This is a genomic window from Roseovarius nubinhibens ISM, assembly GCF_000152625.1.
Lineage (GTDB): Bacteria > Pseudomonadota > Alphaproteobacteria > Rhodobacterales > Rhodobacteraceae > Roseovarius > Roseovarius nubinhibens.
Genome location: NZ_CH724156.1, coordinates 3,537,800 through 3,549,368, shown reverse-complemented (window position 1 = coordinate 3,549,368; position 11,569 = coordinate 3,537,800). Strand labels below are relative to the sequence as shown.

The 11,569-nt window shown below is 64.1% G+C and carries 9 protein-coding genes; 2 read left to right on the top strand and 7 right to left on the bottom strand.

Annotation, left to right across the window (positions count from 1 at the left end; translation table 11 throughout):
* Window positions 1-6 precede the first annotated feature (6 nt).
* Window positions 7-1,098 carry an LPS export ABC transporter permease LptG gene (gene lptG, locus ISM_RS16960; RefSeq protein ID WP_009815435.1) on the bottom strand — a complete coding sequence of 364 codons (1,092 nt, stop codon included), beginning with the start codon at window positions 1,096-1,098 and terminating at the stop codon, window positions 7-9.
* The gene (gene lptF, locus ISM_RS16955; protein WP_009815434.1) at window positions 1,095-2,213 is read right to left on the bottom strand and encodes an LPS export ABC transporter permease LptF; all 1,119 of its coding nucleotides are present in this window, start codon (window positions 2,211-2,213) and stop codon (window positions 1,095-1,097) included. The genes lptG and lptF overlap by 4 nt, the downstream gene beginning before the upstream one ends.
* A gap of 273 nt (window positions 2,214-2,486) precedes the next feature.
* Between lptF and ISM_RS16950 the strand changes: the two genes are divergently transcribed.
* Complete coding sequence (locus tag ISM_RS16950) at window positions 2,487-3,962, top strand: leucyl aminopeptidase (RefSeq protein ID WP_009815432.1); 1,476 nt, start codon at window positions 2,487-2,489, stop codon at window positions 3,960-3,962.
* 4 nt (window positions 3,963-3,966) lie between these two features.
* Window positions 3,967-4,422: a DNA polymerase III subunit chi gene (locus tag ISM_RS16945; protein WP_009815431.1), complete on the top strand. Its 456-nt coding sequence runs from the start codon at window positions 3,967-3,969 to the stop codon at window positions 4,420-4,422.
* 7 nt (window positions 4,423-4,429) lie between these two features.
* Here the strand turns inward: ISM_RS16945 and ISM_RS16940 are convergent, their stop codons facing one another.
* From ISM_RS16940 to ISM_RS16920, 5 genes are all read right to left on the bottom strand, one after another.
* Window positions 4,430-5,011, bottom strand: coding sequence for a retropepsin-like aspartic protease family protein (locus ISM_RS16940; protein ID WP_009815430.1), 582 nt, complete (start codon window positions 5,009-5,011; stop codon window positions 4,430-4,432).
* 119 nt (window positions 5,012-5,130) lie between these two features.
* Entirely contained in the window at window positions 5,131-5,745 is a 615-nt protein-coding gene (locus ISM_RS16935) for a MarC family protein (protein WP_009815429.1), read from the bottom strand.
* 60 nt (window positions 5,746-5,805) lie between these two features.
* A complete protein-coding gene (locus ISM_RS16930) occupies window positions 5,806-7,146 on the bottom strand; it encodes an HlyD family type I secretion periplasmic adaptor subunit (RefSeq protein WP_040618188.1) in 1,341 nt (446 codons plus the stop codon).
* Entirely contained in the window at window positions 7,139-9,247 is a 2,109-nt protein-coding gene (locus ISM_RS16925; protein WP_009815427.1) for a type I secretion system permease/ATPase, read from the bottom strand. Before ISM_RS16925 ends, ISM_RS16930 begins: the two co-directional genes overlap by 8 nt.
* 16 nt (window positions 9,248-9,263) lie before the next feature.
* On the bottom strand, window positions 9,264-11,432 hold the full coding sequence (locus ISM_RS16920) for a hypothetical protein (RefSeq protein WP_009815426.1): 2,169 nt from the start codon (window positions 11,430-11,432) through the stop codon (window positions 9,264-9,266).
* Window positions 11,433-11,569: the final 137 nt, after the last annotated feature.

Sequence of the window (11,569 nt, the reverse complement as noted above, 5' to 3'; positions counted from 1 at the left end):
GGGACGTCATCCGTCCTCCATATGCAGCAAGATGCCGAGTGCCAACAGCAATGAGGCCACCGGTGGGGCCCAGGCGGCGAGAAGGATCGGGATCTGACCGTTCTCGCCCAAAACCTGCGCGAAATTGCGGATGTAATGCAGCGTAAAGCCGAGCATGACCGCCGCCAGAACCGAGGTGCCGGTGTTGGCGAGGCGGGCGTGTTTCATGGTGAAGGCCGCGCCGACCAGAACCAGCGCGATGAGAAAGAGCGGCTGGGCCAGCTCCATCTGGAACCAGACGGCATAGCGCCGGGCCGAAAAGCCCGCGGTTTCGAGCTGATCGATAAAGGCGGGCAGATCCCAGATCGGGATATATTCCGGCTTGCCGAAACTGTCGATGATCCGGTCACGGGTGAGCGCGGCGCGGATGGTGAGCCGGTCTTGGGTGCGGGCGCTGGCCTCGGGGTTGTCGGTATTGGCGAGATCCCAGATCTTGACGTCCGAGAGGTGCCATTGGCCCTGGCCCAACTCGGCGCTTTCGGCGGTGAGCCGGCGCATCGGATCGCCCTCGGGGGTAAAGCTGGTGAAGGTCGCGCCGAAGAGGGTGCTCAGATCCGGGGTGGCGCTTTTGGCGTGAATGACGGTCTGGCCTTCTTCGGTGCCCTGGCGCAGCCAGAGGCCTTCGGAGGAGATCGCCAGCACATTGTCGCCAAGGCCGGAATGGCCGTTGACCAGATCATTGTAGCGTTTCGCCGAGGCCGCGACGACCGGGTTGAACATGGTGACACCGACGAGCCCCACGAGGGCCGCCACCGCGACCGGGCCCGCCAGCCCGGCCAGCGCCGAGCGGCCAGAGGCACGCAGCACCACCAGTTCCGAGCTGCGCGCCAGCCGCACGAAAAGCGCCACGGTGGCGAGGATCATCACCAGCGGCAGGATCTCGTAATTGGCATGGGGCAGGTTCAACAGCACGATTTCGAGCACGTCGAAAAACGGCAGGTCGGGGAAATCCTGCAGCTCGTCGACAAGGTCGATGAGCCCCAGCAAAACGGAAAACACCGTGGCGATGCCGATCAGGGTCCAGAGGAATTTCCGGGCGAAGTAGAAATGCAGGATCATGCGCTGCTGGCCTCGGCAAGGGAGCGGCTGCGCCATCGAAAGAGGCGCGGCCTGCTGGCCATGTAGAGCAGCAGCACCACAAGGACAAAGCCCATCGCGGGCGGCGCATAGGCCAATGGCCAAAGCTCGGGCGCGGAGAGGATCGGCGAGGTCAGCGTGCCTTCGACCAGCTTGACGGCGACGAGTAGCAAGAAGGCCAAGAGGATCTGTCGCCAGACGCCAAAGCGGCTATAGGTGCCCAAAAGCAGCGTCGCGAAACCGATGAGCGCCGCGACGACACACATGAGCGCCTGCGCAAAGCGGTTGTGCAATTCGAGCGTCACGACCCCTTCGGAGACGCCGGAAATCTGGGCGATTTCGGCGGCGCGGGTCATCAGGGCCGGGGTCGAGGCATAGCGGGCATGGGTCAGGTTGATCACGTCATCGCTGATCAACCCGCTGATGTCATAAGAGAAATCGGTGAAAAACGTGGTGAAGAGCCGGTTGCCCTTGGTCTGGGCGGTCTGCGCCAGACCGTTCACCATCACCAGTTTCGTGCCGCCGCCTTCCTGCACCAGATAGGCCATCTTGGAGGTGTAGATCACCGGGGCCTGAATGTCGCGCCGGTCCGACAGGAAGACATCGCGCAGCTCGCCCTCGGGGGTGATCTCGCGGATGTAGAAGGTCACGCCGCCCGCCGGGTGCAGAAACTCGCCCTCGGTCAGGAGCTTGGCGGTGACATTGCGCGACACTTCGGCCTTGCGGGTCTCAAGCCGATGCAGGCTGGTCGGGACAAGCACATGGGTCAGGAGCGACATCATCGCGGCCACGATCACCCCGTAAATCAGCACCGGCCGTGCCAGCCGCCAAGGCGAATAGCCGGTGGCCTGCATCACGGTCAGCTCGCTTTCGGTGCTGAGCCGGTTGGTGACATAGACCGCGCCGGCAAAGCCCGCGATGGGCAGCACAACGGCGATCACGCCGGGCAGGGTCAGGGCCGTCAATTCAAGGAAAACAAAGGAGGATTGTCCGTCGCTGATCAGCCGGTCGAACATGCGCACGGCCTTGTTGATCCAGAAGATCGACACCAGGACCAGGGCGAAGAACCCAAAGAGCACCATGAATTGCGACAGCATGTATCTGTCGAATCTGGTCACGCGGCTTCCCCCAAAGTCTGAATTTATTGCAGGGCAAACTAGCCCAATTCCGCGCGGGGGAAAACCGTTAAAGCGGGGCGGCTGGCAAAGCCCCGCCGTCGCGCGGGGGAACGGCGCGGGGCGGGGCGCGGCCTTGGGCCTGTGGGTGTGGTCTGACACGGGACGCGGCACCGGACCCGGCAGGGGTGTCGGCACTGGTCAAGGGCGCGCCGCCGCGTTAGGTCTTGTGCAAATCTTCAAAGGAGAAGCGTTATGACCACCCCTGTTGACGTCACTTTCAGCGCCGTATCGCTCGACGAGATCGCCGAGGCCGAGGGCCGTGTGGCCGTGTTCCTGACCCGTGACGGCAAGATGGACAAGACGGCGCGGCGGGTGAACCGGCTCACCAAAGGGGCGCTGATGCGGCTGGTGGACGAAGGCGCTCTCGAAGAGATGAAAGAGGCCGAGGTCAAGACGCTGGCCTATCCGGCGGGGATGGCGGCCAAGGCGCTCGACGTGGTGTGCATCGAGCGCAATGCCGATGCGCTGGCGACGCGCAAGGCCGGGGTGGCGCTCGGCAAGCTCAAGGGGCGCGATGCGATGCTGGCGCTGGCGCCGCAGCTCAAACGTCCGGCGGAGCTGGCGCAGGGGATCGCGTTGCGCGCCTATGCGTTTGACGCCCACAAAAGCGACGCCAAGAAGGACGCCTCCGGCGCGCTGGCGGTGATGGTGACCGACCCCGAGGCCGCGCGCGAGGCGGCGGCGCCGCTCTTGGCGGTGACCGAGGGCGTGTTCTTTACCCGCGATCTGGTGAGCGAGCCGGCCAACCACCTGACCACCACGGAATTCGCCAAGCGGATCAAGGAGATGGAAAGCCTTGGTCTGACGGTGAAAATCCTCGAGGAAGACGAGCTTGCCACGCTGGGCATGGGCTGTCTTCTGTCGGTGGGGCAAGGCTCTGACAGCCCGTCGAAAGTGGCGGTGATGGAATGGATGGGCGGCGACAAGGACGCGGCGCCGCTGGCCCTGATCGGCAAGGGCGTGGTGTTCGACACCGGCGGGATCAGCCTCAAACCGGCGGCGGGCATGGAAGACATGACCATGGATATGGGCGGCGCGGGCGTCGTGGCGGGCACCATGCGGGCGCTGGCGCTGCGCAAGGCGAAGGCCAATGTCGTGGGGCTCGTCGGGCTGGTGGAAAACATGCCCTCGGGCAATGCGACGCGGCCCGGCGATGTGGTCACCTCGATGAAGGGCGACACGGTGGAGGTGATCAACACCGATGCCGAAGGCCGGCTCGTTCTGGCGGATGTGATGTGGTACGCGCAGGAGACCTACAAGCCTGCGGGCATGATCGATCTGGCGACGCTGACCGGGGCGATCATCATCGGGCTCGGCCATGAGAAGGCGGGGGTCTTTGCCAATGACGACCAGATCTGCAACCAGTTCCTGCGCGCCGCCGAGGCCGAGGGCGAGGGCGCGTGGCGGATGCCGCTGGGCAAGGCCTATGACGACATGCTCAAGAGCCAGATTGCCGATATGAAAAACGTCGGCGGGCGGGCTGCGGGCTCGATCACCGCGGCGCAATTCCTGCAGCGTTTCGTGCAAGACGGAACGCCGTGGATCCATCTCGATATTGCCGGGGTGGCCTCGGTCAAGACCGACACGCCGCATGCGCCCAAGGGCGCGTCGGGCTGGGGGGTGATGGCGCTCAACCGGCTGGTGGCGGATCAGTTCGAGGGCGCGTAAACCCTTGGGCGCGGCCTATTTTTACCACCTGACGCGACAGCCGCTCGAGGCAACGCTGCCCATGCTTTTGACCAAGGCGATGGGCGCGGGCTGGCGGGTGGTTGTGCGCGGGGTCGAGCCGGGCCGGATGGACTGGCTCGACCAAAAGCTGTGGCAGGGCGGCGAGAGCTTTTTGCCGCATGGGCTGGCGGGCGGGGCGCATGATGCGTTGCAGCCGGTGTTGCTCACCACGGCGATGGAGGCGGCGAATGATCCGCAATGCCTGATGGCGGTGGATGGGGCCGAGGTCAGTGCCGAGGAGGTGCAGCGGCTCGAGCGGGTTTGCGTGCTCTTTGATGGCAATGACATGGCGGCGCTGGACCGGGCGCGGGGGCAGTGGAAGGCGCTCACCGAGGCGGGCTGTTCGGCGCAATACTGGTCCGAAGAGAGCGGGTCGTGGGAGAAGAAAGCCGAGCGTTGAGAGGCGCTTAGCGGGTCAGGATCAGCTTGCCATCGGCGAAGGTCACGGTGCCGAACCGCGACAGGTAGGACATGCCCAGTAGCGAGCTGTCGAGCTCGCCGCCATTGACCACGGCGCGGACATTTTCGTCGCGGATGCCGCCGATGTCGATGCTGTCGAGGCGGATCGGCGCGGTGCGGATGATCCCGTTGGCGGTGCGGGCGGAGCCGTGAAAGCTAATCTTATCAAGCTCATATCCCGCTCTTTCGGCGTCACGCTGGGTCAGGACGAGATCGGTGGCGCCGGTGTCGACGACAAAGCGCATGGGCACGCCATTGACCTCGGCGCTCAGGTAGTAATGACCATCCGCCGCGAGCGGCGCGACGATGCGGCCATTGGCGAGCTCGACCGATTGCCGGGGCAGGACGGTTTGCTTGATATGGTCCCACATGCCGATTCCGGCGATGACGCCCATGAAAATAAGGCCCCAGAGCAGCGCCTGTTGCGCCACTTTGCCGAGCGAATTGCGGTTCTGCACGATGAACCAGAAGACCACCGCCGTGCCCAGCATGACGAGATAGATGAGATGGGCGGTGTCGAATTCCTGCATCAAAACCTCATGGTGCGGGGCAGGCCGGGGCCTCGGTCCTGTCGATATAGGGGGTGGCAAGGGGCGCGAAAACCCCGTGTCGGTAACACGTCGGTATTACGACAGTACCACGACTGTGCTCAGGCGAGGCCGAAACCGCGCACGCCGTCGAGCACGAATTGCACCGCCAGCGCCGCCAGCAACATGCCGAGAAGCCGCGTCACCACCACGATGCCGGTCTTGCCGAGCGCCCGGTCGATGAGGCTCGCCCCGAGCAGAAAGACAAAGTTCAGCGTCAGCACCGCCAGCATGACGCCGACGACAAGGGCAAAGCCTTCCCAGCCCGGTTGCTGCCCGGTGAGCAGGATCACGGTGGCGATGGTGCCCGGCCCGGCGATGAGCGGGATCGCCATGGGAAAGACCGACGGGTCGTCATGGTCATCCTCTTCGCCGCGGGTCTGACGCCGCTGGTTGCGGCGTTCAAAGAGCATGTCGAGCGCGGTCAGGAAAAGAAGGATGCCGCCGGCGATGCGAAAGGCGGGCATGGTGATGCCGATAAAGCCGAGGATCGACTCGCCGAAGGCCGCGAAGGCGATGAGCACACCGGCCGCCACCAGACAGGCGCGCAGCGCGATGGCGCGGCGGCGCTGGGCCGACATGCCTTGGGTCAGGGCGGCAAAGACCGGGGCGAGGCCCGGCGGGTCCATGATCACGAAGAAGGTGACAAAGGCGGTGATGAGAAAGGCGGTGTCCATGGCCAGCGATTAGGCGAGCCCCCGGTCCAGATCAAGATAATTCTGGCCGGGGGCGTCGCGTCACTGTTCGCGGAAGGCGCGGGTCATGCTGTCGGTCACCGGCTTCATCAGATATTGGACAAAGGTGCGTTCCTCGGTCTGGATCATGATTTCGGCGGGCATGCCCGGGGTCGGGGTAAAGCCGCGCACCCGGTCAAGCTCTGCCGGGGGCACGGAGACCCGGGCGACATAGATCTCGCGCGGCTTCTCCTGCGAGCGGTCAAGGATCGCATCGGCCGAGACATAGAAGACCTCGCCCATCAGGATCGGGGTGATCCGCTGGTTGAGCGCGGTGAGGCGCACGGTGGCGGGCTGACCTTTCTTGACCACGTCAATCTCGACCCGCGGGATCTGCACCTCGATGATCAGCGGCTCGCCGGTGGGCAGGATCTCGGCGATGGCCTTGCCGCTCTCGATCACGCCGCCGGGGGTATGATAGTGGAGCCGCACCACGGTGCCCGCAACCGGCGCCACGACCTCGGCCCGGCGCAGCACGTTTTCAGCGGTGCGGGCCTGTTCGCGGACGCTTTCAAGTTCGGACTGCACGACCTGTAGCTCATCGAGCGCCGCGCCGCGCCGTTCGCTCACCGCCTGGGCGATCTGGGCCTCGTAGCGGCGTTTGACCTCGGTGATCTCGTCCACCTCGGCGATGAGGCGGCCGATCTGACCTTCGATCTCTGCGATGGCGCGGCGGAGCGCGTTGAATTCGCTGCGCCGGATCAGCCCCTGATCGAGCAGCGTCTGTTTGGCGTTGCTATCTTCGAGAAGGATCGCGTGTTGGGCGCGGCTCGAGATCAGCTGTTGCTGATAGCCGACGGCGCGCACGGTGAGCGCCTCGATATTCTGTTGCAGCAGTTTGACGTCGTTCTTCATCTGTTGCAGGGCGACGTTGAACACCACGCGCTGACCGTCGAGCATGGCGGCGATGTTGAAATCCGAGCGCAGCGCCTCGAGATGGGCGGGGTAGGTGAGCGTTTCCTTTTGATTGTATTCGGCGAGAATGCGGGCCTCCATCGCCTCGAGCCGGATCTGGCGCAGGAACAATTCGCGTTCGGTGGCCAGCGCCGAGGTTTCATCGAGCCGCAGAAGCGGCTGACCGGCGGTGACATTGTCGCCTTCCTCGATGAGGATTTCCTTGATGATGCCGCCTTCGAGATGCTGCACGATCTTGTTGCTGCCGGTGGCGACAAAGCTGCCTTGGGAAATCACCGCGGCGGCGAGCGGCGCGGTAAAGGCCCAAAGGCCAAAGCCGCCAAAGGTGGTGAGCAAGAGCACGAGGCCGAAGATCACCAGTTTCGACACGCTGCGCGGCACCTCGGCATACCATTCGGGGGGCTCGGCATAGACCACGAGATTAGACATTGGACGGGCCTCCCTGTTGCTGTTGTCCCGAAATATGGCCGCCACGGCCCGGGTTGCTGCGCTGGGCGAGCTGTTCGAGCACCTGCTGGCGATGGCCGAAGAGCGCGACATTGCCGTCGGCCAGGAGCATGATCTTGTCGACCACGCTCAGCAGCGAGGGTTTTTGGGTGATGACGACCACGGTGATGCCATGTTGTCCGGCGTGGCGGATGGCATTGGCGAGCGCCCGGTCGCCGGCGGTGTCGAGGTTCGAGTTCGGCTCGTCCAGCACCAGAAAGCGCGGGTTGCCATAGAAGGCGCGGGCCAGCGCGATCCGCTGTTTCTGACCACCCGAGAGCGGCGAGCCATCGGCCTGCACCATGGTTTCATAGCCATGCGGCAGGGTGGCGATCATGTCATGCACATCGGCGAGCATGGCGGCGCGGTAGATGTCCTCGTCGCGGGCATCGGCGCGCATCCTTGCGATGTTGTTCTTGATGGTGCCGGGGAAGAGCTGCACGTCCTGAGGCAGGTAGCCGATGTTTTCACCAAGCTGGCGTTCATCCCAGTTGCGCAGGTCCATCAGGTCGAGCCGGACATTGCCCGAGGTGGGCAGGATCGAGCCCACCAGCATCTTGCCCAGCGTGGTTTTACCCGCGCCGGAATTGCCGATCACGGCAAGGGATTCCCCGGGGCTCAGATCAAAGCTCAGCCCGTTCAAGACCACCTGTTTGGTGCCGGTGGGCACATAGAGCAGCCGTTCGACGGTGAGGCGGCCTTCGGGGTTGGGCAGGCGCAGTTTTTCGAATTTCTGCACCGTGGCCAGCATCAGCTGGGTCACCCGGCCATAGGCGCCACGGGCCTGGGTAAAGCCGTTCCAGCCTTCGATCGAGCCTTCGATCGGGGCCAGCGCCCGGCCTGCGATGATCGAGGCGGCGATGACCATGCCGCCGGTGATCTCGCCCTGGATCGCGAGATAAGCGCCCCAGCCGAGCATGCCGATCTGGGTCAGCAGCCGCGCGCCGCGCGACACGGCCGCCCAGACGATGTTGCGGTCCTGGGCCATCACCTGCGAGCGCAGCGATTGCGCCGTGTCGCGGCCCCAGAGGGCGACGGCCTCGGGCACCATGGCGAGGGCGTTGATGATCTGGCTGTTGCGGGTCATGCTGTCGAGATGCATGTTGGCGCGGGCCTGGGCCATATTGGCCTGGGCAAAGGGTTTTGCGGTCATTTTCTGGTTGATCAGCGCCACCACCATCAGGACCATCGCAGTGATCACCACGATCATCCCCAGATGCGGATGCACGAGGAAGATGGCGAGGATGAAGAGCGGGGCAAAAGGCACGTCGAGGAAGGAGATCAGCGTGCCGGAGGTGAGAAAGCCGCGCAATTGCTGCAGGTCGCCGAGGGTCTGATATTGTCGCCCGTTGTCATGGAGCGAGGATTGCGCCGCGGCGCTCAGCACCGGGGCGCCGAGCCGCACCGCCACCTCGACCGCCGTGCGCATCAGGATGAAGCGGCGGACCGCGTCGAACACCGCCTGCAGCACCACGGCGCTGCCGATGACGATGGTCAGCATGATCAGCGTGTCGAGCGAGCGCGAGGTCAGCACGCGGTCGGAAATCTGGAAGAGATAGATCGGGATGGCCAGCACCAGCAGGTTGGTGGCGCAGGTCAGCACCATCACGAAGCCGATGTTGCGGCGCACCACGCGTTTGCCCTTTTCGAGCTGCACGGCGAATTGGTCGGGGCCGCCGCGTTTGTGGAACTTGGGCGTCTGGTTGTTGCCGCCGCCACCGCCGCCGCCATCGTCGCCGCGCTGCGGGGGTTTGGCGCCGCCGCCGCCGGTTTTGCGCAGGATCGGGCCGGTGTCGCCTTCGATCTGGATGCCGGGGCGGGAGGAGCGGAAGATTTCCTGCCCGTCGGCCTCCTTGGGCGTCACGCGCTGGGCCGGGTCGAGGCGGAGCGTGTCGTCTGTGTCTTTGGTGCTGTGAGTGGTGGAATCTGTCTTTGCCTTGTTAAATGATTGTTTTGCGCCGGTTTTTCCGGGGCTCGTTGAATTTGGCAGCTCTGCCTCAGGCGGCGCGGCTGCGTTTCGGGCGGCAATATCGTCCAAACTCATGTGTAATCCGTTCTGTTCAAGCAAGCATTGTCTGCATCACATCGGGCGATGTGGTGTCAGGGGCCGGGGTCGGCGCAATCTCTTCGGTGTCGGGCAGGTCGGGCGTGGTGAGCATGCCCTCGGCGAGGAAGGCCACCGCCTCGCTGGTGAGCTGGCTCAGGTTGACGCCGAGCGGGTTGGCCCCGGTGTCGATGAGCTCGGCCTGATAGATCAGCGCGTCGCTATAGACCTCGCCGCCGACATGGACGGTGGAATCCGTCCCATAGAGATCGATGGCCGCCAGGTTGATCGCCGCGTTCGAGCCGCTGACCAGCGAGACCGAAGCCTCGGCGCCGGTGGCGGCCTCGAAATTGTCGAGCGCCATATGCACCTGATCGGAATCGCCCATCACATTGGTCTGACGGATCGAGTTGATCATCGTGTGATCGCCGTCGATATAGAGCACCCGCAGCAGGTCGATCCCCTCGAAGGCGCTGTCGCGGGCGACGTCGCCGCCCACCGTGATGGCGCCATCGCCAAGCTGATCGGCGGCATTGGCGAAATTGTCCTGCATCTCGGCATAGCTGTCGAGCCCGGTGGCGGTGATCGACGCGCCGTTGAACACGAGATTGTCGCCAAAGCTCGGGCTGAACGCCATCGAGCCGGACCAGGTGACATTGTCGATGTCGATCATCACGTTGAGCTGAAAGATCTGGTTCACCGAGATCATGTTGCCGCCGATGATGATCAGGTCGTAGCCAAAGCCGAGCTCGAAGAGCTGGGTGATATTGGCGACGGTGTTGTCGCCGAGACCGATATAGGTGTTGGAACTGCTGAAGGTGATGTCGGCGCGGTCATGGTCCGTCATGAAGCTGTATTGCTCGACAAAGTTGACGGTCAGCAGATCGCCTTCGATCCGGGTCACGGCCCAGTTGGAGGGCAGGGAGAGCGGGCCGCCGGCGGTGGCGTCGGGGCCGGTTTCGCCCGCGTCGCCCTCGGCGCTTGCGTCGCTGCCCTCTTCGCCCGCGGTGCCTTCGGCCTCGACGGTGATTTCTTCGGGCGGCGGGGCCGAGCTGATCCGCGCCATCACGGCGCTGTTGACGCTGGTCGAGGCGCTGGCCTCGATGGTGCCATTGACCGAGCCATAGCTCACCATGACATTGACCTGCGAAATGAGATCAAGGGTGATCACATCGCCCATCACCGAGATGACCGGCGCGTCGAGCCAGCCCAGGGTGATGCCGGCCTCGTTGATCATCATATTGCCACCCGCGAGGGCGAGATGGCCGGGATCCACGGCGAATTGCGCGCTCGCCGGATTGTCGCCGAGCCCGGCAAAGGGATCGGGATCGACCGGGGCGTTGGAGAGCACAAAGCTGCTGTCGCCCTCTTCTGGGCCGGTGCTTGTGCCGTTGTCCTCTGAGGTCTCTTCTGCGTCAGGGTCCAGCGTGACATCTGGGTTCTTTGCTCGGAAATAGGCGGGCATGACGTCGTCGAGCTTGGTCACGGTGTCCACGGCTTGGCCGTTCTCGAACGTGCCTTGCGTCGCCTCGCCACGCTGGATCTCTATGCTGGCCCCGGTGATCGGGGCCGCTTCGGTGAGCGCTACAGCCTGGGTGGTGGCGAGCGCGTCATCGCGAACGGATGCGGAAAAATCCGGCATCTCGAGCCGCGGGGCGGCTTCGAGCGCCTGACCCACGGTGTGATATTGCTTGAGCGTTTCGGTATAGGCGGCGGTGTCCTCGAACACATGATCGCTGCGGCCCAGTTCGAAATCGTCATTGTCCTCGAGCCAGGCGTATTGATAGGTCGCGGTGGCGACGCTTCCCGGCGGTTCGAGGATGAGAAGGGGCCGTGCGGCCGCCATCTCGATTGTCAGATGGGCCGGCAGAAAGATCGCATCGGGCGCCAGAAAGATCTGCATCGGCAGCGGGATCTGCGGCATGAAATAGCCGAAGGGCTGAAAGAAAAACCCCGGACCCTCGGCGGGCGGGGCGATATCGCGGTAGTTGGTATAGGGTGAAAAGCCGTCGGGGCTGTAAGGCGCTTTGACGATGACTGTGATGTTCAGCAAGCTTCCGAGATCTGCCTCGGCCAGCCTCAGCGCGGCAAAGTCCTCGTAGATGTCACGCATGCGCTCTTCTTCGAGCGTGATGTGGAAAATGCCCACCATGTGGGCGATGATCTCTGTGGTCTTGTCCAACATGTCCGAGCCTTTCCATCCAAGTATTCTGGCCGGCTGCTCTTGCCTTTTGGCCTTAAGGGCCGTGCGGCCCTCGGGGCCGCTTCACCGAATTTACGAATCTAAAAATCTTGGGTCTTAAAAAGGCTTCGGGCCCGGAC

Excerpts from the sequence above, each read along its gene's own strand:
- ISM_RS16930 (WP_040618188.1), bottom strand. The coding sequence starts at position 7,146 with ATGTCTAATCTCGTGGTCTATGCCGAGCCCCCCGAATGGTATGCCGAG.
- lptG (WP_009815435.1), bottom strand. The coding sequence starts at position 1,098 with ATGATCCTGCATTTCTACTTCGCCCGGAAATTCCTCTGGACCCTGATC.
- ISM_RS16920 (WP_009815426.1), bottom strand. The coding sequence starts at position 11,432 with ATGTTGGACAAGACCACAGAGATCATCGCCCACATGGTGGGCATTTTC.
- ISM_RS16950 (WP_009815432.1), top strand. The coding sequence starts at position 2,487 with ATGACCACCCCTGTTGACGTCACTTTCAGCGCCGTATCGCTCGACGAG.
- ISM_RS16925 (WP_009815427.1), bottom strand. The coding sequence starts at position 9,247 with ATGAGTTTGGACGATATTGCCGCCCGAAACGCAGCCGCGCCGCCTGAG.
- lptF (WP_009815434.1), bottom strand. The coding sequence starts at position 2,213 with ATGCTGTCGCAATTCATGGTGCTCTTTGGGTTCTTCGCCCTGGTCCTG.
- ISM_RS16935 (WP_009815429.1), bottom strand. The coding sequence starts at position 5,745 with ATGGACACCGCCTTTCTCATCACCGCCTTTGTCACCTTCTTCGTGATC.
- ISM_RS16940 (WP_009815430.1), bottom strand. The coding sequence starts at position 5,011 with ATGCAGGAATTCGACACCGCCCATCTCATCTATCTCGTCATGCTGGGC.